Annotated in this window: 23 protein-coding genes; 13 read left to right on the top strand and 10 right to left on the bottom strand. The window is 64.3% G+C overall.

Annotated features, from left to right (window positions below; translation table 11 throughout):
• Positions 1-14: 14 nt before the first annotated feature.
• Positions 15-1,196: an MFS transporter gene (locus ACQP2U_RS38810; protein ID WP_433712131.1), complete on the bottom strand. Its 1,182-nt coding sequence runs from the start codon at positions 1,194-1,196 to the stop codon at positions 15-17.
• A gap of 46 nt (positions 1,197-1,242) precedes the next feature.
• On the opposite strand from ACQP2U_RS38810, the gene ACQP2U_RS38805 reads away from it, so the two are divergent.
• The gene (locus ACQP2U_RS38805) at positions 1,243-1,563 is read left to right on the top strand and encodes an ArsR/SmtB family transcription factor (RefSeq protein WP_397033712.1); all 321 of its coding nucleotides are present in this window, start codon (positions 1,243-1,245) and stop codon (positions 1,561-1,563) included.
• Between the two features lie 405 nt (positions 1,564-1,968).
• Here ACQP2U_RS38805 and ACQP2U_RS38800 read toward each other — a convergent pair whose 3' ends face one another.
• The gene (locus ACQP2U_RS38800; protein WP_433712130.1) at positions 1,969-2,550 is read right to left on the bottom strand and encodes a TetR/AcrR family transcriptional regulator; all 582 of its coding nucleotides are present in this window, start codon (positions 2,548-2,550) and stop codon (positions 1,969-1,971) included.
• Between the two features lie 60 nt (positions 2,551-2,610).
• On the opposite strand from ACQP2U_RS38800, the gene ACQP2U_RS38795 reads away from it, so the two are divergent.
• The 5 genes from ACQP2U_RS38795 (at position 2,611) to ACQP2U_RS38775 (ending at position 5,967) form a co-directional block, all read left to right on the top strand.
• Positions 2,611-2,985, top strand: coding sequence for a DUF2867 domain-containing protein (locus ACQP2U_RS38795; RefSeq protein ID WP_433712129.1), 375 nt, complete (start codon positions 2,611-2,613; stop codon positions 2,983-2,985).
• Positions 2,986-3,038: 53 nt separating this feature from the next.
• Positions 3,039-3,827, top strand: coding sequence for an HAD-IIA family hydrolase (locus ACQP2U_RS38790; protein ID WP_433712127.1), 789 nt, complete (start codon positions 3,039-3,041; stop codon positions 3,825-3,827).
• 233 nt (positions 3,828-4,060) lie between these two features.
• Entirely contained in the window at positions 4,061-4,693 is a 633-nt protein-coding gene (locus tag ACQP2U_RS38785) for a TetR/AcrR family transcriptional regulator (RefSeq protein ID WP_433712125.1), read from the top strand.
• Positions 4,694-4,723: 30 nt separating this feature from the next.
• Entirely contained in the window at positions 4,724-5,584 is an 861-nt protein-coding gene (locus ACQP2U_RS38780; protein ID WP_433712124.1) for an alpha/beta hydrolase family protein, read from the top strand.
• 59 nt (positions 5,585-5,643) lie between these two features.
• Positions 5,644-5,967, top strand: a complete 324-nt coding sequence (locus tag ACQP2U_RS38775; protein ID WP_433712123.1) for a nitroreductase/quinone reductase family protein — start codon at positions 5,644-5,646, stop codon at positions 5,965-5,967.
• Positions 5,968-6,393: 426 nt separating this feature from the next.
• Here ACQP2U_RS38775 and ACQP2U_RS38770 read toward each other — a convergent pair whose 3' ends face one another.
• Positions 6,394-8,445: a prolyl oligopeptidase family serine peptidase gene (locus tag ACQP2U_RS38770; protein ID WP_433712122.1), complete on the bottom strand. Its 2,052-nt coding sequence runs from the start codon at positions 8,443-8,445 to the stop codon at positions 6,394-6,396.
• A gap of 162 nt (positions 8,446-8,607) precedes the next feature.
• Here ACQP2U_RS38770 and ACQP2U_RS38765 point away from each other — a divergent pair, with 162 nt between their 5' ends.
• The gene (locus ACQP2U_RS38765) at positions 8,608-9,582 is read left to right on the top strand and encodes a dipeptidase (RefSeq protein WP_433712121.1); all 975 of its coding nucleotides are present in this window, start codon (positions 8,608-8,610) and stop codon (positions 9,580-9,582) included.
• 9 nt (positions 9,583-9,591) lie between these two features.
• Here the strand turns inward: ACQP2U_RS38765 and ACQP2U_RS38760 are convergent, their stop codons facing one another.
• Positions 9,592-9,990, bottom strand: coding sequence for an MmcQ/YjbR family DNA-binding protein (locus ACQP2U_RS38760; protein ID WP_433716730.1), 399 nt, complete (start codon positions 9,988-9,990; stop codon positions 9,592-9,594).
• 257 nt (positions 9,991-10,247) lie between these two features.
• Between ACQP2U_RS38760 and lpdA the strand changes: the two genes are divergently transcribed.
• The gene (gene lpdA, locus ACQP2U_RS38755; protein WP_433712120.1) at positions 10,248-11,648 is read left to right on the top strand and encodes a dihydrolipoyl dehydrogenase; all 1,401 of its coding nucleotides are present in this window, start codon (positions 10,248-10,250) and stop codon (positions 11,646-11,648) included.
• 65 nt (positions 11,649-11,713) lie between these two features.
• Positions 11,714-12,418 carry a polysaccharide deacetylase family protein gene (locus ACQP2U_RS38750; RefSeq protein ID WP_433712119.1) on the top strand — a complete coding sequence of 235 codons (705 nt, stop codon included), beginning with the start codon at positions 11,714-11,716 and terminating at the stop codon, positions 12,416-12,418.
• A 5-nt stretch (positions 12,419-12,423) separates the two neighbouring features.
• Here ACQP2U_RS38750 and ACQP2U_RS38745 read toward each other — a convergent pair whose 3' ends face one another.
• On the bottom strand, positions 12,424-12,840 hold the full coding sequence (locus ACQP2U_RS38745) for a PPOX class F420-dependent oxidoreductase (protein WP_433712118.1): 417 nt from the start codon (positions 12,838-12,840) through the stop codon (positions 12,424-12,426).
• A gap of 107 nt (positions 12,841-12,947) precedes the next feature.
• Entirely contained in the window at positions 12,948-13,346 is a 399-nt protein-coding gene (locus ACQP2U_RS38740) for a winged helix-turn-helix transcriptional regulator (protein WP_433712117.1), read from the bottom strand.
• Between the two features lie 99 nt (positions 13,347-13,445).
• On the opposite strand from ACQP2U_RS38740, the gene ACQP2U_RS38735 reads away from it, so the two are divergent.
• The gene (locus ACQP2U_RS38735; RefSeq protein WP_433712116.1) at positions 13,446-14,297 is read left to right on the top strand and encodes an SDR family oxidoreductase; all 852 of its coding nucleotides are present in this window, start codon (positions 13,446-13,448) and stop codon (positions 14,295-14,297) included.
• 401 nt (positions 14,298-14,698) lie between these two features.
• Here ACQP2U_RS38735 and ACQP2U_RS38730 read toward each other — a convergent pair whose 3' ends face one another.
• Entirely contained in the window at positions 14,699-15,076 is a 378-nt protein-coding gene (locus ACQP2U_RS38730; RefSeq protein WP_397033688.1) for a VOC family protein, read from the bottom strand.
• A gap of 135 nt (positions 15,077-15,211) precedes the next feature.
• Here ACQP2U_RS38730 and ACQP2U_RS38725 point away from each other — a divergent pair, with 135 nt between their 5' ends.
• Entirely contained in the window at positions 15,212-15,979 is a 768-nt protein-coding gene (locus ACQP2U_RS38725; RefSeq protein ID WP_433712115.1) for a TetR/AcrR family transcriptional regulator C-terminal domain-containing protein, read from the top strand.
• Between the two features lie 9 nt (positions 15,980-15,988).
• On the opposite strand, the gene ACQP2U_RS38720 is transcribed toward ACQP2U_RS38725, so the two are convergent.
• Both ACQP2U_RS38720 and ACQP2U_RS38715 read right to left on the bottom strand, forming a co-directional pair.
• Positions 15,989-16,120 carry a hypothetical protein gene (locus tag ACQP2U_RS38720; RefSeq protein ID WP_433712113.1) on the bottom strand — a complete coding sequence of 44 codons (132 nt, stop codon included), beginning with the start codon at positions 16,118-16,120 and terminating at the stop codon, positions 15,989-15,991.
• A 274-nt stretch (positions 16,121-16,394) separates the two neighbouring features.
• Positions 16,395-16,928, bottom strand: a complete 534-nt coding sequence (locus tag ACQP2U_RS38715) for a carboxymuconolactone decarboxylase family protein (RefSeq protein WP_433716729.1) — start codon at positions 16,926-16,928, stop codon at positions 16,395-16,397.
• Positions 16,929-17,147: 219 nt separating this feature from the next.
• On the opposite strand from ACQP2U_RS38715, the gene ACQP2U_RS38710 reads away from it, so the two are divergent.
• The gene (locus ACQP2U_RS38710; protein ID WP_433712112.1) at positions 17,148-18,032 is read left to right on the top strand and encodes a nuclease-related domain-containing protein; all 885 of its coding nucleotides are present in this window, start codon (positions 17,148-17,150) and stop codon (positions 18,030-18,032) included.
• A 1-nt stretch (position 18,033) separates the two neighbouring features.
• On the opposite strand, the gene ACQP2U_RS38705 is transcribed toward ACQP2U_RS38710, so the two are convergent.
• The gene (locus ACQP2U_RS38705) at positions 18,034-19,863 is read right to left on the bottom strand and encodes an acyl-CoA dehydrogenase (protein WP_433712111.1); all 1,830 of its coding nucleotides are present in this window, start codon (positions 19,861-19,863) and stop codon (positions 18,034-18,036) included.
• A gap of 353 nt (positions 19,864-20,216) precedes the next feature.
• On the opposite strand from ACQP2U_RS38705, the gene urtA reads away from it, so the two are divergent.
• Entirely contained in the window at positions 20,217-21,497 is a 1,281-nt protein-coding gene (gene urtA, locus ACQP2U_RS38700; protein ID WP_433712109.1) for an urea ABC transporter substrate-binding protein, read from the top strand.
• Positions 21,498-21,547 lie beyond the last annotated feature (50 nt).

Raw genomic sequence — 21,547 nt, 5'->3', positions numbered from 1 at the left:
GAGTGCTGGCGATTTCACGCCGGGGCGACCACCGCTGTTTCGATGCGAGACGGTCTGCGCAGTGTCGCGACGCCGAGCGCGAGGGCGAGGAAGCCGACCGCGGCCGAGGTCCACGGCAGCCAGCTCGCGCCCGACGAATCCAGCACCGTGCCGCCCAGCAGTGAACCGATGCCGCTGCCGAGGTAGATGGCCGAGCCATTGAGTCCGAGCGCGACGGTCGGCGCGTCGTGCGCGATGGCGAAGAGCCGGAACTGTTGCGGGATGAGGATCGCGGATCCGAAGAGACCGGTCAGGCCGAGTACCGCGAAGACCGCCCAGTTGGCGTGGGTGGCCGGGCCGAGCAGGAGTAGGCCGATGAGGCTGCCGACGAGTCCCACGGTCAGCGTGCGCGCCGGGCCGAAGCTGTCTACCGCGCGGCCCGCCTGCGAGTTGCCGACGACCTGACCGATGCCCATGACCAGCAGCAGCCACGCGAGTTGCCCCTGCGGCACCGATGGCGCGATGACGACCGGCAGATAAACGACGGTCGTATAGACCGCGGTCATCTGCAGCGTCGTCACCAGCAGGACCCGTAGTACGGCGGGCCGGGCCAGTACGCCGACGCGTTCGCGCAATCCGGTGCTCGGCAACGTGACGCGCGGCAGCAACACCACGAGCGCGGCCGCGATGGCGCCGCCCGCGGCAATCGCCCAGAGCACGCCGCGCCACCCGATCCAGCGCTCCACGAAGATGCCGATCGGCACGCCCGCGACGGCCGACAGCGTGATTCCGGCGGTGACGACCGATAGTGCCCGGCCGCGGTGCGCATCGTCGGCGACTACCCCGGCCACGGCGAAGGCATTGGCCTGGAACGCCGCCGCGCCGATGGCGGCAATGGTGCGCGCCCCGGCCATCACTGAAAAGTCCTGCGCCGCAGCCTGTCCGATCATGCCGAGGACGAAAAGAACCGCACCGCCGCCCAATACCCAGCGCCGGTCCCAGGATCCGGTGGCAGCCGCGATGATCGGTGAGGCGATGGCGTAAGTCCAGGCGAACATGGTGGTGAGCTGGCCAGCGGTGGCCACCGACACGTCCAGGTCGCGGGCGATGAGCGGGAGCATGCCATTGAGGACGAAACCGTCGGTACCCAGCACGAAGGTGCCTACGGCGAGCGGAATAAGGGACCGATACAGATCATTCGATGGTTGTCGAAGCATCTTATGATGCTGAGATATAATTCGATGGTTGTCAAACGATCGGAGGATGAACGTGCGTCAGCTACCGCAGCCGAGCACCGGCGACCTGGATCTGATCCGGGTGCTCAGCGCCATCGCCGATCCGATCCGGCTGGAGCTGATTCGTGCGCTCGCGGGGGTCCGCGAACCGCTCAGTTGCGCCATCGACAAATTCGATGTCGAAATCACCGCCGCGACCGCATCGCATCACTGGAAGGTGCTGCGCGACGCGGGTGTCACGACCACCTACGTCTCCGGCCGCAACCGGCTCGTCGAACTGCGGCGCGACGATCTGGACGAGCGTTTTCCCGGCCTGCTCGATGCGATCATCAACGGCGCGCAATCCTGACCCGGCAATCGTTCACCCATATCTGGTCTCGGTGAACCGGCGTACCCGCTGAGTGCCGTCCGTTGAGCGGTTCAAAAGCCCCAAAAGTACTGGCTTTACACGCGGTCCCGTAGCGGGTGCACTTGGTGTGAGGACTCGAACGTCACTCAGGGGTGGGGACAATGGACGGAATCTTTGTCGTGATCGGTTTCCTGGTGCTGTACGGCACGATCACGATCATCCATTACGCGAACCGCGGCAGTCGGGGGCGCCGCAACCACCGCAGACGAAATCGATGGGCCGCGGGCAGCGGTGGCGATGGCGGCGGCGGTGGTTGCGGCGGCGGCTCGAGTTGTGGTGGTGGATCCAGCTGCGGTGGCGGCTCGGGCTGTGGTGGTGGCGGTGGTTGTGGCGGTGGCAGCTGAGTCAACGTCGTTTCGGCAGGAGACTCTCGAATGCGCTGTCCACCAATGCTCTTCGCTGCGCTTCCGTGGTGGGGATCCTGTCGGGGGAAACGCGGGACAGTTGGTTGAAGCCGTGGTAAATGCTCACGGCGACAACCGCTCTGGTCCGCGCCTGCCCGGCGGTCAGCCCCAGTTCACACAGCAGTTCCGCGACGTATTCGATGCGTCGGTCCGCGACTCGGCGCAATGTCGCGGCGACCGATGGCTGGTCTGCCGAGGCCAGTAGCGCCAATTCGATGCGTCCGGTGGCCGCGTAATCGATGACCTGGCCGAAAAGTCGATGCAGCCGCTCGGCCGGGTCTGTCTCGACGGCGATCTCGGCGATCACATCGTCGGTGCTGCGCTGCTCCCAGCGCACCAGCGCCGCATCGATGAGGGCCGCGCGGTCCTTGAAATGCCAATAGAAGCTGCCCTTGGTGGTGCCGAGCCGCTTGGCGATGGGCTCGACGGCCACCGCCGCCAGGCCGCCCTCTGCCAGCGCGTCCAGCGCGGCCTGTGCCCAATCGTCGGCGCTGAGCCGTGCCTTCGCATCCCCTTGTGCCATTCCCGTACGCTACCGTATGGTTATTCCATACGCTCCCGTAAGGGTTATCGGAGGAATGCGATGCCGACTTATGAGATTCCCGAACGAGCCACCCTCGCGCGCTCGTCGGAAATCGATTGGGATTACATCGATTCTTATGAAAAAGCGTTGCCGTCCGGCGCTCCTGTTGATCCGCGGGAATGGACTCGAAAGATTTTCTTCGGCAAGCCTTTTCCTGATCGCGAAAGCGACGAGCATGAGCACGTGACCGCCGATGCGATGGCGGTCCTCGACTTTGTCGTCTCTGTTCTGGTCGTCGACGGTACGGTCACCATCACGTCTCTGGTCAAGTATCGAAATCGCTGGGGTAGAAGGTATTTCGCCATTGTGCGACCATTCCACCGTCGGCTCGTGCCATGGATGCTCGAGCGAGCCGCCCGCGGTTTCACCCGCTGACGCGCGATATCGAACGGATGCGGCGGACGACTCGACGGTCGTAGGCTGAACCCATGTCTGGCGACATACGCGGTGTGCTCTACGACATCGACGGCGTGCTGGTGACCTCATGGCGCGAGATCGATGGTGCGGTCGAAGCCGTGCGCCGCGTGCGTGAAAGTGGTTTGCGCCGAAGATTTCTCATCAATACCACTTCCCGCACCTGCGATGAGATCGCCGAGCGGCTGCGGGACGCCGGATTCGATGTCGATACCGCGGAGATCGTCACCGCCGCCCGGCTCACCGGCGAATACGTGGGCCACCGCTACCCGAATGCGGCGGTGTGGGTGCTCAATCATGGCGATATCGCGGCCGATCTCGCCGAGCTGACTCTCGAAGACGACAATCCGGACGTCATCGTAATCGGTGGTGCCGGTGCGGAATTCACGCACGACGCACTGAGCCGGGTGGCCGAGCTGATGCTCGACGGTATACCGGTCGTCGCGATGCACAGCGGCCTGGCCTGGGCTACCGATACCGGGCTCCGCATCGATGCGGGCGCATACCTGCCGGGTCTGGAGGCGGCGGGCAATGCCGAGATCACGGTGGTCGGTAAGCCTGCGGCGGCCGGATTTCGAACCTGTGCGGACCTCATGGGCCTCGATCCGGTCGAGGTGCTGATGATCGGCGACGATCTGCATTCCGATGTACTCGCCGCCCAACGGGTCGGTATGACCGGAGTTCTGGTGCGCACCGGCAAATTCCGGCCCGCCGTTCTGGCGACGGCTTCGGCCACACCGGATCACGTCATCGATTCCGTCGCGGAACTGCCCGCGTTGATGAAAGGTCTGTCGAAAGAATAATTCTAAAAAAGTCCTTCAAAATACTTTCGGCGCGCCGAACGTCTCGGCATCCTCTGGTGTGGCAAACAATCAGTGACAACCACCGCATGGGCAGCTAGATCGGAGAGTGGCCTACCGTAAGCGCAATAGCAACCGCCCGGCCAACTTTCGGCTAACGCCTGTTTCGTCGAACGTTGAGACGAACAGCCCGATCCATGACGAGGGGTTCGGGCCCTTCGGTATTGTCTGCCCCAATGTCACAGGATGCGAATACGGGACGAATGTATGCCGGGCAACCCGTAGAGGACCGGCAACGTCAGCGGCGTGCGCGTTTTCTGGAATCAGGCCTTACGGTCTTTGCGCGCGACGGCTACGCCAATAGTTCGGTCGGCGCTATCTGTAAGGACGCCGGACTCTCCTCGAGGCAGTTCTATGAGGAGTTCACCGGTCGCGAATCCCTCCTACTCGAGCTCTACGAGCAGATCGATAAGGAATCGCGCGAAGCGGTGACCGCCGCCCTGGAGAAGAAATCCGATGCGACCGCGCTGGAGAGCATCGTTGCCGCGGTGCGCGCCTACGTCGAATCCATCGGCTCCGATCCGCGCAAGGCGCGGGTGGCGCTGGTAGAGGTCGTCGGCGCCGGGCCGAAGGTGGAGAAGTTCCGGCTGGAGCTACGTCGCGTCTGGGGTTCGCTACTCGCCAGCGCCGCGGAGGATGCCGCCTTGCACGGCGAAATCCCAACGGGCGACTACGAGATGCGGGTGCTGGCCATAATCGGCGCGGTCAACTACGTGGTGGATTCGTGGAGCGGTTCCGATCCGCGACCACCACTAGACGACGTGATCCGAGTGCTCAGCCGCGTGATCATGGGCGCGGTCGGCGCGTAGTTCCGCCAGCCGTCGGCTAGCGTGCGCTCTATGGAGACCGTTCCGATCCAGATGCCGGACGGCACCACCGTGCCGGTGCGGCTGTTCGCGGCGACCGGTGCGCATCGGCATCCGGTGCGCCCGGATGCGCCGCGTCCGGTGGTGGTGATGGTGCCCGGTCTCGGTGTTCCGGCCGGGTACTACGAACTGTTCGCCCAGGGGCTGGCCGAGCGCGGCTTCGATGTCGCGATCGGTGAGCTGCGCGGTGTGGGTGACAGTCGTCCGCGTCCGAGCGCCGCGAGCACGTTCGGCTACCACGAACTGGTCTCGGTCGACTTCCCGGCGATCTTCTCGGTGGTGCGCGACAGGTTCCCGGACAGCACCCCGTATCTGCTGGGCCACAGTATGGGCGGCCAGCTCGCGGTGCTGTACGCGTCGCGGATCCGCGGGCGCTTGGGCGGGCTGATCCTGATCGCCTCCGGCACCCCGTATCACCGTGGGTTCCGCGGCATTTCGGGTCCGGGCATGCTTGTCGGCACCGTGGCCATGTCGCTGACGGCCAATCTGACCGGCTTCTGGCCCGGCGACCGGATCTCGCTCGGCGGCTTCGGACGCCAGTCGAAGGTGCTGATGTCGGACTGGGCGCGGCTGGCCCGTACCGGCCGCTTCGCGCCGGTCGATGCGGATATCGACTACGAGGAGCGGATCGCCAGACTGAAGCTGCCGGTGCTGTCGATCACCATGACCGGCGACGATCTCGCGCCGAGCAGTTCGGCCGCGCACCTGCTGGCGAAGATGCCGAAGGCCGAGGTGACCACCTGGGTGCAACCGGAACCGTTGGGGCACAACGGTTGGATCCGTCAGTGCGGCAGCACGGTCGATCAAATCGAGAAGTGGCTGCGGGACCGCTAGACGGCGACGTCTGCGCTACGACGAGGCGTAATCGCGCAACCCGTCATAGGCTGGTGTGCGTGTCGAATGAGCAACGGCGGCAACTACATCTGGATGTCATCGCGGAATTCCGCGCCAATGCGGGAAAGGTCGGCGGACAGTTCGCGAACATACCGCCGCTCCTGCTGACCACCACCGGTGCCCGCACCGGCGAACCCCGCACCTGGCCGCTGGCATATCAGCGCGACGGTGACCGGGTAGTGGTCTACGCCGCCAACGGTGGGCGGCCGAATCGTCCGGGGTGGTACCACAATCTGATGGCGGATCCCGAAGCCGTCGTCGAGGTCGGAATCGAATCTCGGCCCGTGACCGCATCCTTCGCGGAAGGTGAAGAACGTTGTTGAAATGACTCATGCGACCAACCCTGTGGCAACAGAAGCATTGCGCGCCCAGCTGGCCCAGTGGCGACCTGACAACTTCAAGCTGCCTTTGTATATGGTGCGCCCGATTTCTAACTGACGGGCAAATGAGAAGCTCCAAAGTCCTTGGTGGACAGTGTATTCGAGAGTCTGCTGCTGAAAGGGCAGTGAATCAGCTGCGACCTTCGGAAGGTCGGCGATTTCGCCGAGATGGTTGCTGAAGCCGCCAAGCATCGCCGTGAGGCCGATATCGAAGTGGTCGGAGTCGGCGGCGGCGAGGGTGTTGTAGTCGGGGGCGTTCGAGGTGAGTTTTCGGCTGCGCTGGGATGGTACGGCGGTGGCCTACAGCGTAGACATACCGCCGCGAGAATTCGGCCCGGTGCGGGATGCACCGGGCCCGGTTGTACGTGATTACCGCTCCATCAACATCTGCGTGAAGAACTCGTAGATGAGTCCGGCCTGGAATGCCGACTGCTTGTTGTCGGCCGCGCCGCCGTGGCCACCTTCGATGTTCTCGTGGTACCAGACGGTGTGCCCCTGCTCCTCGAGCAGCGCGGCCATCTTGCGGGCGTGGCCAGGGTGGACTCGGTCGTCGCGGGTGGAGGTGGTCAGCAGGATCGGGGGGTAGGCCGCGTCGGCGCGGACGTTCTGGTAGGGCGAGTACTTGCTGATGTATTCCCACTCTTCCGGCTTATCCGGATCGCCGTATTCGGCCACCCAGGACGCACCGGCCAGCAACAGGTGATATCGCTGCATATCGAGCAATGGGACCTGGCAGACGATGGCGCCGAACAGTTCCGGATAGCGGGTCAGCATGACACCCATGAGTAGGCCGCCATTGCTGCCGCCGACCGCGCCCAGCTGTTCATGTGTGGTGATGCCGCGGGCCACCAGATCCTTGGCGATCGAGGAGAAGTCCTCATAGACCTTGTGCCGGTTGGCCTTCTGCACCGAGGTGTGCCATTGCGGGCCGTATTCACCGCCGCCGCGGATATTGGTCATCACCCAGGTTCCGCCGCGTTCCAGCCAGCCCATCCCGGAGGCACCGCTGTAGGCCGGGGTGCGGGATACCTCGAAGCCGCCGTAGCCGGACATCACCGTGGGGCCGGGGGTGCCCTTGCGGTCGCGGTGGCGGATTACGAAGTACGGCACCATGGTTCCGTCGTCGGAGTGCGCGAAGAACTGCTCGGTCTCGATGCCCTCGGCATCGAAGAATCCGGGTTCCTGCTTGAGTTGTTCGGTCCGGCCGCCGACCGCGCTGGCGAGCAGGGTGGCCGGAGTGGTGAATCCGCTTGTGGTCAGCATGAATTCGTCGCCGCCCTCGAGCGGGTCGAGATTCATTACGCTGGTGGTCGCCATCGGCGGGGTATCGGCGAGCGGCTCCTTGTGCCAGCCATCCGGGCCGGGCGTGAGGACGTAGAGCTTGGTCTGCACGTCCTCGAGGGTGATCAGCAGCAGATGGTTCTCGGTCCAGCCGTAGCCGTGCAGCGAGGTGTGCTCGTCGGGGGTGAAGATCACCTCGAATTGCCGTGCACCGGAAAGGAATTTCTCGAAGTCGAGGGCCAGCAGCGCGCCGGCGGGGTAGGTCCTGCCGCCGATCTCCCACGGCGACTTCAGTCGCACCAGGAACCAATCCTTGTACCAGGATTCACTCGCGTCGGTCGGTACATCGAGATGCCGCAGACTGCCGTCGTTTTCGAGCAGGTACACCTCTTCATTGAAGAAGTCGGTGGCGCGGCCGACGAAATGCCGTTCATAGCCGGGAGTCCGGTCGTATCCGGCGGAGACCGCGACATCGCCTGCCTCGCCCTCGAATACCGTTTCTGCCTCGGCGAGCGGCGTGCCGCGCCGCCAGCGCTTGGCGATTCGCGGATAGCCGGAATCGGTGAGCGAACCGGGACCGAAGTCGGTGCCGACATACACCGAGTCGATATCGATCCAGCGCATCTCGGATTTCGCCTCGGGCAGGAAGTAGCCGTCGTCGGCGGAATCGATGAATTCTCTTGTCTCGAGATCGAATTCGCGCACGACCTTGGCATCCGCGCCGCCGCGGGACAGGCTGATGAGTGCACGCGACTGCTCCGGCCGCAGCACCGCGGCACCGCCCCACACCCAGTTCTCGCCCTCCGCGGCGCCGAGCGCGTCCAGGTCGATCAGCACGTCCCAGTCCGGCGCTTGCTCGGCGTATTCGGCGAAGGTGGTGCGCCGCCACAGCCCGCGCGGATGTTCGGCATCGCGCCAGAAGTTGTAGAGCCAGCGGCCGCGCCGACTCGGGTAGGCGATCTTGGTATCGGTGTCGAGCATGTCCAGGATGCGGCGCTCGAGCTCGGTGAACCGATCGGAGCTGGCGAAACGCTCGACAACCACCTCGTTGTGCGCGCGGGCGAAGTCGAGGGCCCGCTCATCGGTCACTTCTTCGAGCCACAGGTAGGGATCGGTCACAGTTTGCTCAACGCCCGTCATGTCCACATTGTTGCCGAGAGGCTTCAAAGGTGAGATATCACTCGGTGAATCGGGCAATTCGGGCGCGCTGTTACTCGACATCGAGTCAAGGTCTGACATCCGTACCGGTCGGCTCAGTAGGATCGCTGCTCCGATATCGAAGCGAGGCGGAAGGTGGCCGGTTTGCCACAGTTTCTCTGGGAGCAGCACTGCTGCCTGCCATTACTGCATTCCGCGCGGATCGCGGACCTGGCCCGCTATCCGCTCGGGTCGTATTTATCGGTGAACGTCGGATATTCGCGCCAGTCGACCGAGGATTCGCTGGCGCTGCTACACAAGTTCCGCCGCGATGCGCTGGATGATGGCCGTTTCCGGTTGATCGAGCGGTTCGCCGATATCGTTGCGGACGATACCATTTCGCTGGCCTTCGACCTGGAGGACTCCGGGCCGCTGGGCGGCGACCCGGAGAACCTCGAAATCTTCTACGAACTGGGCGTTCGTTCAATGCTGCCGACCTACAACCACGCCAATGCGGCCGGTTGCGGTTGTCTGGATACCGATGACACCGGACTCACCGCCTACGGCCGAGACCTGGTGCGCAAACAGAACGAGGTCGGCATATTCGTCGATGGTTCGCACTGCTCCCGGCGCACCGGACTCGACTTGGCCGAATGCACCGAAGTTCCGATGATCTACAGCCATTCCAATTTCGCCGCACTGTGGGCGCATCCGCGCAATATCACCGATGAACAGGCGCTGGCCTGTGCGCGGACCGGCGGGGTTATCGGTATCAATGGCGTGGGCATCTTCCTGGGGCAGAACGCGATCGATGGCCGAGCCGAGCGGGTCGCGGCAATGGCCGCGCATATCGAATACGGTGCGGAACTCGTTGGAATCGAACATCTCGGCATCGGGTCGGACTACTCCTTCGATGCCGAGGATTTCAATGACATGCTCACCCAGGATCCCGGGGCGTTTTCCGACGCGTATACGGAGTGGGGACCGCTGCAATGGGTGCCGCCGGAGGATTTGCTCGGACTCAACGAACTGCCCGGACTGGATGCCGAGCTCGCCGATCGTGGTTTCAGTTCCGGGGACCGGGCGGCGGTATTCGGTGGCAACTTCGCCCGGATCGCACAGCAGGTCTGGCGTGACTAGCGCGGTGCCTCAGTCACCGAGGTGCGCGGCGGCGACGCGCTTGGGGACGACCATGCGCCACGCCTCGATGACCAGTTCCGTCAACTCCGTCACGTCGATGGCATCGAGCCGCACCCGGACCCAGTTGTATCGCTCGTCGCGCGGCAGCGGCATCAGGAACTTATCGGGCTCACCCGCGACCAGTGCCGCCCGCTCTTGCTTGGGAAAAGCGAAACCCATGCGGGTCTCGTCCGTGGACAGCGCCAGGTACACGATGCGGCCCACCCGGAACTTCACCCGATCTCGCACCAGCGCCTCGGTCGTTCGCGGCAGGCTCAGCGCGATCCGGCGTACGTCATCGGAGGTCACCACCGGACCGATTATCGTCAGCCGAGCCGAATCGGCTAGGGCCGCCGTCGTGTAAATAATGTTCACCGGACCGACGCTTCGGTCTGGTGCGCGCACCGATGGGTGCCTATCCGGCTCGAGAGCCGATGCCTATCAATGCTGATGGCCGGCCCGAGGGGTTTAGTTCATCGCTGCCGTGTGCCGCAGCCGCCAGCCGAGGTATCGCAGCCCCGCGCAGCTGCCTGGTCGCACGAAAGTCGCGGCACCGTGTGGCGCGCATCTCATAGTTGCGGGGGGACGGTGGGTGAAGTTCGCCCGACAGAGATAGGCTCGACGTCGTGACTTCCCATTACGACGTTGTCGTTCTCGGTGCCGGTCCTGGCGGTTATGTCGCCGCCATCCGCGCGGCACAACTTGGCCTCCGTACCGCGATCGTCGAGCAGAAGTATTGGGGTGGTGTCTGCCTCAACGTGGGCTGCATCCCTTCCAAGGCGCTGCTGCGCAACGCGGAACTCGCGCATATCTTCACTAAGGAAGCCAAGACGTTCGGCATCTCCGGCGACGTGAGCTTCGACTTCGGTGTCGCGTTCGACCGCAGCCGCAAGGTCGCCGACGGCCGGGTCAAGGGCGTCCACTTCCTGATGAAAAAGAACAAGATCGACGAGTTCGACGGTAAGGGCACCTTCACCGACGCGAACACCCTCTCGGTCGCCCTGTCCAGCGGCGGCACCGAGACGATCACCTTCGGCAATGTCATCATCGCCGCGGGCACCGTCACCAAGCTGCTGCCGGGCACCTCGCTCAGCGCGAATGTGGTGACCTACGAGGAGCAGATTCTTACCCGCGAGCTGCCCGGCTCGATCCTGATCGTCGGCGCCGGCGCGATCGGCATGGAGTTCGGCTACGTCCTGAAGAACTACGGCGTCGACGTGCGCATCGTGGAGTTCCTGGACCGCGCGCTACCGAACGAGGACGCCGACGTCTCCAAGGAGATCACCAAGCAGTACAAGAAGCTCGGCATCACCATCACCACCGGTGCGGCCGTGCAGTCGATCGACGACGACGGTTCGAAGGTCACCGTGTCGATCAAGGACAACAAGACCGGCAACCTGGAGACGGTCACCGTCGACAAGGTGTTGCAGGCCGTCGGCTTCGCGCCGCGGGTGGAGGGCTACGGCCTGGAGAACACCGGTGTCGCGCTCGAACGTGGCGCCATCGTCATCGACGACAACATGCGCACCAATGTGCCGCACATCTACGCCATCGGTGACGTGACCGCGAAGCTGCAGCTCGCCCATGTTGCGGAGGCCCAGGGCGTCGTAGCCGCGGAGACCATCGCCGGAGCGCCGACGGTCACCCTCGGCGACTACCGGATGATGCCGCGCGCCACCTTCTGCCAGCCGCAGGTCGCCAGCTTCGGCCTCACCGAGCAGCAGGCCCGCGACGAGGGCTACGACGTGAAGGTCGCCACCTTCCCGTTCACCGCCAATGGCAAGGCGCACGGCCTCGGCGATCCGACCGGTTTCGTCAAGCTGGTCGCCGACGCCAAGTACGGCGAACTGCTCGGCGGCCACCTCATCGGTCCGGACGTTTCCGAGCTGCTGCCCGAGCTGACCCTGGCCCAGAAGTGGGACCTGACCGTCAATGAGCTGACCCGCAACGTCCACACCCACCCGACGTTGAGCGAAGCCCTGCAGGAAGCGTTCCACGGCCTCGCGGGCCATATGATCAACTTCTGATCCGTGTCGAAGTCGGTGGTGTTCGGGCCGTAAGGTCCGGGCGCCACCTTTTTCATTGGAGCGCAATGATGCGACGCAAGTGGTTGATCGGTGGTGCGCTGGTACTCGTGGTGGTGTTGGCGCTGGCGGTCGGCGGCTATTACCTGATGAACTCACGCATCTTCCAACTGGCGGGGCGGTTGGTGAACCGGGTCGATACGACCGACAAGGTGGTCGCGTTGACCCTGGATGACGGTCCGACCGACAAAGCGCCCGAAGTGCTGAAAGTTCTTGCCGAAGCCGGGATTCCGGCCACCTTCTATCTCATGGGCCGTGACCTGGCCGCGCATCCCGAATACGGCAGGGCAATCGCGCAGGCCGGTCACGAAATCGGTAATCACACCTACAACCACCGCCGCATGGTGCTCGTCTCCGGCGATACCGTCCGCGACGAGGTCGAACGAACCGACGCGGAAATCACGAAAACCGGTTACCAGGGCCCGGTCACCTTTCGCCCGCCCTACGGCAAGAAGCTCTGGGCCCTGCCGAAGTACCTGTCCGACCACGACCGCACGACGATCACCTGGGATGTGGAACCCGATTCGGGCAAACATATGAGCGCCGACGCCATCGTCACCGAAACCGTGGCCAAGGTCCGGCCGGGCTCCATTGTCCTACTGCACGTCATGGGGGAGTGGAACGAATCCCTGGCCGCCATTCCGCGCATCGTCAGCGAACTCCGTTCCGCCGGTTATCAATTCGTCACCGTGTCGGAGTTGCTGAAGCGCTGAGCTCGTCAGAGCATGCCGTAGGCGTTGGTGGGTGTCAGACGGACGAGGGCACGGCGGTCGGTGACCATGGCCTTGCGGTATTCGTCCCAGTCGGGGTGCTCGCCTGAGGCCGCTCGGTAGTAGGCGACCAGTTCGTCGACGGTCTGATCGTGCGGGTCGGCGGCCACTGGCGTCAGGTCGACGGTGCCCTCGATGACGGCGTAGGCGAAGAAGTCGTCGCGGGTGACGTGGATCGCGGCCCACGGATCGCGCACCAGGTTGTGGTACTTGGCCCGGTCGGCGGTGATGGAGATGCGGATGATCCCGTCGTCACCGACGACATGCAGCACATTGGACAGCTGTGGGCGACCATTACGCCGAATCGTGGTGAGCACGGACCGCTTGGTGGTCCGCGCGAAATCGACAGCCGAGGAAATTTCCATACCCACACCAACCCCCCACAACCTTCCGACCTTCCCGCTGGCCAGTTGAGCACTATGTGGTTGCGGCATCGGCCGAGAGATCAGTGCACGATGATCTTCGCGTCTGGTCAGTCGCGATGGTAGCTGGCTTGGGCCTCGTGGACTCGGGGCATGTTGATCTCGATGATCTGGATGAGGTCTTCGAGGCGTTCGGCGACTTGGGCACCGAGGTCGGTCAGGGTGTATTCGACTCGCGGGGGGATGGTTTCCTGCACCTCGCGGTGGACCATGCCGTCGCGTTCGAGGGCCTGGAGGGTTTGGGAGAGCATGCGCTCGCTCACACCGTCGACGCGGCGGCGCAGGGCGCTGAACCGGTACGGCCCCTCGCGCAGCGCGACCAGGGCGAGGGTGCCCCAGCGGCTGACCACATTCTGCAGCACCGGACGTGACGTGCAGTTTCGGGCGAATACGTCGGCTTCCAGCGTCGGATCGTCGGTATCCACCAACGGGGTGCGCTGAGTGGTCATGGGATCGATAGTACCCAACTTGACCAAAGTGGGTTAGGAATGCATAGTACTTACTAATAGTTAGTGCTTGATGAACCGTATGAACCGTGGAGGTAAGTCATGACCGTCGCCGTAACCGGAGCAACTGGGCAGTTGGGCCGTCTCGTTATCGAGGCGCTGCTGCGCGATGGGACCACGCCGGTGGTCGCGATCGTGCGTGATCCGCAGAAGGTCGCCGATCTGGCCGAGCGGGGCGTCGAGGTCCGACAGGCCTCTTATGACGACGCGGAAGCGCTCGACCGCGCCTTGGCCGGTGTCGACCGGGTGCTGCTGGTCTCCGGTAACGAATTCGGTGCGCGAGTCGCTCAGCACACCAACGTAATTCGGGCCGCCGAGCGCGCGGGTGTGAAACTGCTCGCCTACACCAGCATTCCGCGCGCCACCGAGAACCCGCTCATCCTGGCCCAGGAGCACCGCGGCACCGAGGAGGCGCTCGCGAAATCGACTGTCCCGCATACACTCCTGCGCAACGGTTGGTACTGGGAGAACTACTTCGGTGCGCTCGGGCACACGGTCGAGTCCGGCGTGCTGCACGGCGCCGCGGGCACCGGCCGGGTCGCCGGTGCCGCGCGCGCCGACTACGCCGAGGCGGCCGCCAAGGTGCTGACCACCGACGGTCACGCTGGTCGGATCTACGAACTCGGCGGCGATGAGCGCCTCACCTATGCCGAACTCGCCCAGGTGATTTCGCAGGCATCCGGCAAGCCGGTGCGTTACGAGAACCTGTCCGAGCAGGACTACAGCGCGGCGCTCGAGCAGGCCGGTCTACCCAGCGACTACGCTGCCGTACTCGCTGATGCGGACGCTGGAGTCGGGGACGGCATCCTCGATGTGGACTCCGGCGACCTCCAGAAACTGCTCGGCCGTCCGTCCACTCCAGCGGCAGAGGTCTTCCGCGCCGCCCTCGCCTGACGCATTCGAGGGGGAGTTCAACGGGCTTGCGCGCCGCAGCCGCACCATAGGGATGCGGCGTGCAATCCCGTCGTACTTCGAAGAACTGGCTAGTGACACGTCCAGATAGGTTGCCGCGCTATCAGTTCCGGCTCACTCGGCGAGCGCAGTCGAAACGCGGCACGACACGCCCCACGGGCACCGCTATATGACTGCGCTCGACGGATCTCAGTGACCTCAGAAGCTATCTGGACGCGGCACCAGCCGACGTGCCGAGACCGCACGCCGCCGCGGAGTGACACATCTAAGGGGAAGCCCACGCTTGCACGCCGCGGCCACGAAAGTTGCCACGGCGTGCAATGCGTAGGGTGCGGCGCCCGAGGTCGCATGCCGTGCTTACGGACCTGCGACCTCGATCCGTATCAGACCCACTGCACCAGCTGCAGGATGATGCCGTTCGGATCGGCCGTCTGGAAGTAGCGCTCACCCCAGGGCTCGGTTTCGATCGGGGTGACGATCGGTACGCCCTCGCGCTGGAGCCGTTCGTACTCGGCATCGATATCGTCCACGACGAATGCGACGAGTAGGCCCTCGCCCGCGCTCCCGGCCTTATCTTTCGGCTTGAAGCTGTCGAGACCGGTGCGCAGGTAGCACAGGGTGAAACCGGCATCGGGGCGGGCGACCGAGACGAAACCGTCGGCCGACATCTGCTCGGTGAAGCCGAGGTGGTCGATGGCGAACTTCGCCGAGGCCTGCGGATCGGCGACATTGAGCGAGATGGCGGAAGCGGTGATGTGCACAAGGTCCTCCTCTGGAGCCGGATTCAAATACTATACAAAGTACTGTGTACTTTGTATAGTGATATCTGACCGGACGCACTGCCGCGCGTATCGCGCCGATACGATCGGCTTTCGCATACGGAACGAGGAGGCGGCATGGCCAAGCAGTCGCGGGACCGCAGCAGCGCGGGCGATCCCGTGCGCACCTTGGAACTGCTGTGGCGAGTGCCTGTGGCGTCGGTCCGTGGACCGAAGCAGCGCAGCAGTGTGGATGCCGTGGTCGCGGCGGCCATCGAAATCGCGGATGCGGATGGGATCGGCGCGCTCACCATGCGAGCCGTCGCCACCGAACTGGGGCTGACACCCATGGCCACTTACACCTACGTACCGGGCAAGGCGGAACTCGTCGACCTCATGCTCGATGCGGTCTACCAGCAGATGCCGCGTGCCGATCTGGCCGAACTGCCCTGGCGTGATCGCGTGGCGAAGATCGCCGCCGAGAATCGCGCCATGCTGGTCCGCCACCCGTGGGTCGCCTACCTGCCGACCACGCGGCCGCCGCTCGGTCCGGGTATCGCCGCCAAATATGAACACGAGCTGCGTGCCTTCGACGGCCTCGGCCTCGATGATCTCGAGATGGACGCCGCCGTCACCTACGTCCTCGGCTTCGTCACCTCGGTGGCGCGCATCGCCATCGACACCGAACGTGCCGCCGCCGATAGCGCCATGTCCGACCGGCAATGGTGGGAGCGCGCGGCCCCGCTACTGGCCCAATTCTTCGATGCCGAGCGCTACCCGCTCGCCGCCCGCATCGGCGCGGTCGCGGGGCAAGCGCACGACTCCGCCTACAGCGCCGACCACGCCTACGAATTCGGCCTGGCGCGAGTCCTGGACGGACTGGCACAGATCATCGAAAACCGCTGAGTCGCAAGGCTACTGATCGCCGGTCTCATTGTGCGATTTCGGATGCCGTGCGGCGTCCGGACTGTCGGGAAGCATGAAGCTGGTGATCACGATGGATAGAAGGATGAATCCCGCCACGATCAACACGAGGCTGACGGTCATGACGGCCCCTTTCTCCTGTCGAGCCGACAGCTAATTGTCAGCTAGCTTGATGGAGGGGTTTCCGATCCTGGTGCCGCCACGCTATGGCATGCGACACACATCGGTCATTGTCTCGAAAGCTGAGGTTGCGGAATGACGACCGTCACGAGAGCCGTCATTCTGTGCGTGTCGCGTTTCAGTTTAGGGGCCATCGATGGCGATCGCTCTGGAATTGCTAAATCGAGAGCTGACGGCAGTGGCCAGGGAAGAACTGTGCGCCCGACGCCGCGGTCGGTCAGATTCCGTCGCGCTGGATCCGCAGCGCGGTTATGGTCGCGGCCAGTCCCTCGTACTGATTGATGAGCAGCACGATTTCGATCAGAGTGCGCTCGTCGTAATGCCCGGCAAGTGCGGTCCAGGTGGCGTCGTCGATATCGCGGGTTTCGACGAGTTCGTCGACCGCGGTGAGCAGCGCTCGATGTTTGCCCGACCATCCGTCGGCGGCGGGGCCGGTGCGAACCCGCTCCAGAATCTCCGGCGTGACGCCCGCTCGCCTGCCGAGGCGAATGTGATGGTCCATCTCGTAGGCGCAGTCACGCAGTTGGGCGACGCGCAGGATCACCAGCTCCGATTCGTGCCTGGGCAGTCGGCCACCGGGCATCAACCGTCCGGAGAAATGCAGCCAGCCCCGGAATAGTCCCCTGGTGCGGCCAAGAGTGCTGAACAGGTGCGCGTCGTCCGTTCCCGCCGCACGCGAAAGTATCTGCCAGACAACCCAATTGACGGGCCCGAGCTCTCGGAGCCGACCGGGTGAAATGCGTGGTTGCAACGCCGAAACCATGCCTATGCCTCCTTGTCCACTGCCGGTGGCGGGATTCGTCTTCCCGGACCGAATCCGAGCGTACTAGTGGGTAGGTCCGCGATCGGCGGGTCGGCGGCACCGAGTTGGGCTTTTCGGTGGTCTTCGTCGCGACGGCGGGTCATCATCAGTACCGGCGCGGTGGATGTGGGGCGCCGGGGTGAACCGGATGAGGGTAGGGAATACGCGATGCTGGTGAAGATCAAGACCGGAGCGAATCTGTCCGGGGCCGAACAGGAGTTCGTGGAATGCCTGCGGTTATATCCGACGACCGCTGTCGCATTGGTCGGCATGGAGATCGGCGACCATGGATCCCGTCGGGTCGACGCGGTCATCCTGACCCCGCGCGGCATTACCGTGGCCGATATCAAGGGCTTCCGACGCCGCCAGAGCGGGATTCTGAATATCGCGGGCGACGGTCGATGGACGATCAGCGCGGAGCCTGCCGACCTGGACGAGGAGATCTCCGGCAATCCGGTCGATCAGCTGGAACACAGCGTGCATGCGGTGAAGACCCGGCTGGAGCGGGCGCTGATCGATCCGGGCCACATCTGCGGCGCCGTCGTACTCGTGCCGTTCCGCGGGGTCGCGGTGCGGCCCGCGCGGACCAACCTGCGTCCGGGTATGGACATCCTCGTCTCGAATGCCCGTGACGCGACCGAACTCCGCATCTATCTCGAGGGCTTTTCCGCCGGACCGCGCAGCTGGACCGCGGATCGGATCGTCGCCGCCTGTGACGCACTCGGCATCACCGAAAAGCCTTCGCGCGCCGAGCTACTCGCCGATGGCTTCGACGAGGTGCAGCCGAAAGCGCCGTCGCCATCGGCGCGGGAGCTGCGCCAGCACGTCATCCCCGCGCCGCTGCCGCCGAGCAGGCGCCAGACGGCGGCGGGGTGGACGGTCTTCGCGGTTGCCCTGATCGGAATGGTCGTGGTCCTCATCGTGATCGCGAGTTCGCTCGCCAACGATTCGGCCGATCCGGCCCGCGAACCGGATACCTCGACAACGAGCGTAAAGCCCTCGCCGCCGCCGTACCGTCCGACTGAGTGCTGGCCCCTGCAGACCAACTGCTGATTCAGAACGCGGCTTCGTCCAGCTCCATGATGTCGTTGTCGATCGCGGCGATGATGTTCTTGACCGCGGTCAATTCCGGTAATGCGTTCTTCGCGAAAAAGCTTGCGACAGCGACCTTTCCGGAATAGAACGCCCGATCCTTCGCCGGTGCTTCAGCGGCCGATGCGGCAGCCGCGATCTCGGCCTGCACCAGCAGTCGCCAGGCGATGAGCAGATCGCCGACCGCGAGCAGGAAGCGCACCGAACCGAGTCCGACCTTGTACAACTGCTTCGGATCCTGTTGGGAGCCCATCAGATAGCCGGTCAGCGTGGCGGCCATCGCCTGCACATCCTCGACCGCGGTGGCCAGCAGCGCCCGCTCGGTCTCGAAGCGGCCGGTCTTCGCCTCCAGGAAGGCGGCGATCTGCCCGTTGACGTGCGCGAGCGCCACACCCTTATCCCGAATGATCTTGCGGAAGAAGAAGTCCTGCGCCTGGATCGCGGTCGTGCCCTCATAGAGCGAGTCGATCTTCGCGTCGCGGATGTACTGCTCGATCGGGTAATCCTGCAGATAGCCCGAACCGCCGAGTGTCTGCAGCGATTCGGTCAGGTACTGGTAGGCCCGCTCGGAACCGACACCCTTGACGATCGGCAGCAGTAGATCGTCTACCCGGTGCGCCAATTCGGCGTCCGCGCCCGAAACCAGTTGTGCCACGTCGGCATTCTGATGGGCTGCGGTGTAAAGGTAGACCGCGCGCAGACCTTCGGCGTAGGCCTTCTGCATCGCCAGCGAACGGCGCACATCCGGGTGGTGGGTAATGGCGACGCGCGGGGCGGCCTTATCCGTCATCTGGGTCAGGTCCGCGCCCTGCACGCGCTGTTTGGCGTAGTCGAGCGCGTTGAGGTATCCGGTGGACAGGGTGCCGGCGGATTTGATGCCGACCACCATGCGGGCGTTCTCGATCACCTGAAACATCTGCGCGATGCCGTTGTGCACCTCGCCGACCAGCCAGCCTTTGGCGGGCACATCGGTCGCGCCGAAGGTCAGCTCGCAGGTGGGCGAGGACTTCAGACCCATCTTGTGCTCGACGCCGGTCACGTAGACGCCGTTGCGGTCGCCCAGCTCCAGCGTCTCGTGATCGAACAGGAATTTCGGCACGTAGAACAGCGACAGGCCCTTGGTGCCGGGACCGGCGCCTTCCGGACGAGCCAGTACCAGGTGGAAGACGTTCTCGGCGGTCTCGCCGACATCACCGCCGGAGATGAAGCGCTTGACGCCCTCGATATGCCAGGAGCCATCCTCCTGCTCGAGCGCCTTGGTGCGTCCCGCGCCGACATCGGAACCGGCGTCGGGTTCGGTCAGCACCATGGTGCCCGCCCAGCCCCGGTCGTACCCCTTCGTTGCCCATTGCTTCTGCTGTTCGGTGCCGACGTTGAACAGCACCGAGGACATCACCGGGCCCATATTGAAGAAGCTCGCCGACGGATTGGCACAGGTGAGCATCTCATTGATCGACCAGACCACCGCGGCGGGAGCGGGCGTGCCGCCCATCCCCTCCGGCATGCCGAGCCGACTCCAGTCGGCCTCGTGCACGGCCTGGACGGTCTTGCGTAGCGGCTCGGGCACCGAAATCGAGAAGGTGGCCGGATCGTAGACGACTGGGTCGCGGTCGGCCGCTGTGAAGGATTCCGCCACCGGCCCCTCGGCCAGCCGCTTCACCTCGGCCAGGATCTCGCGCACGGTTTCCGAATCGAGATCGCCATAGGCACCCGTATCAAGGAGTTTGTCCAGTCCCAACACCTCGAACAGGTTGAACTCGATATCCCGAACGTTCGCCTTGTAGTGACCCACCGGTCCTCCTCGGACTCACGCCTCCGCGACCGGGCAGCCGCGGAATCGGCGTTTTGACGTTGTACAAAAAGAGCGTGCCGTACCGCTGTCTTGCTACGCAACCGTAGGCAGGACGGGGGCCTCACGGCAGTTTGCCGAGCGATTTCGGCGAACGTTCACACTGACGAAACGTGCGCAACGGACTCGTCACCGAGAGATATTCCGGCGCAACAACTCCTGTCTAACGTTCGCACCACGAATACAGCCGCTGTATACAACCCGGTCTACAGCCGTGACCGGGGGAAGGCGGGCGTATTCGGCGCGGCGCACGCAGCGCCGCCGAATACCTGATGAAGTGAGAAGGGTGGCGCTCCATGCCAGAATCCCGTGATATCCCTCGATCGCGTTCGCGCCGCGTCAGCAAGGCGCTGGTCGCGCCGACGGCCGTCGCACTCGCCGGTCTGTTGCTGACCGGCTGCGGCGCCAAGGATGACGCGTCTAGCAGCGGCTCCAACGCCTCGTCCTGCGTCGACACCTCGAAGGACTCGATCAAGATCGGCTCGCTGCACTCGCTATCGGGCACCATGGCGATTTCCGAAGTCACGGTGGCCAATTCGACCAAACTGGCGGTCGACCAGATCAATGCCGCGGGCGGTGTTCTCGGCAAGAAGCTCGACCTGGTCCTCGAGGACGGCGCCTCGGATCCGAAGACGTTCGCGGAGAAGGCCGAGAAGCTGATCAGCTCCGACTGTGTGGCCGCGGTATTCGGCGGCTGGACCTCGTCGAGCCGCAAGGCCATGAAGCCGAAGTTCGAGAGCCTGAACTCACTGCTCTATTACCCGGTCCAGTACGAGGGCCTGGAGGACAGCAAGAACATCTTCTACACCGGCGCGACCACCAACCAGCAGATCCTGCCCGCGCTGGATTATCTGAAGCAGAAGGGCATCAAGTCCCTCTACCTGGTCGGCTCGGACTATGTCTTCCCGCAGACCGCCAATCGCGAGATCAAGGCCTACGCGGCGGCGAACGGCATCGAGATCAAGGGTGAGGACTACACCCCGCTGGGCTCCACGGACTTCTCCACAATTGTCAACAAGGTCCGTAATGCCAAGGCGGGCGCGGTATTCAACACCCTCAATGGCGATTCGAATGTGGCGTTCTTCCGCGAGTACACCAATGCGGGTCTGAAAGCCGCTGATATGCCGGTGGTCTCGGTATCGATCGCCGAGGAAGAGGTCGCCGGTATCGGCGCGCAGAATATCGCAGGACAGCTGACCGCGTGGAATTACTACCAGACGGTCGATACTCCGGTTAACAAGAAGTTCGTCGCGGACTACAAGGCCGCATTCGGTGCCGACAAGCCGACCTCGGACCCGATGGAGGCCGCCTACACTTCGGTCTTCCTGTGGAAGAACACCGTCGAAAAGGCGAAGTCGTTCAAGGTGGCCGACATTCAGGCCGCGGCCGACGGCGTGAGCTTCGATGCTCCGGAGGGCTCGGTCACCATCGACGGTTCCAACCACCACATCACCAAGACCGCCCGCATCGGCGAAATCCGCCCGGATGGCCTGATCTACACGGTGTGGGACTCGGGCAAGCCGGTGACGCCGGACCCGTACCTGACGTCCTACGAGTGGGCCAAGGGCCTGAAGTAGTCGACTAGCGCCGGATGCGGGCTCTACGAGGGGGAGCCCGCATCCGGCAA

The sequence above is a fragment of the Nocardia sp. CA-084685 genome (assembly GCF_050955785.1).
In the GTDB taxonomy this organism is placed as follows: domain Bacteria; phylum Actinomycetota; class Actinomycetes; order Mycobacteriales; family Mycobacteriaceae; genus Nocardia.
The sequence above is the reverse complement of the archived record's forward strand: the minus strand, read 5'-3'. Positions and strand labels throughout refer to the sequence as shown.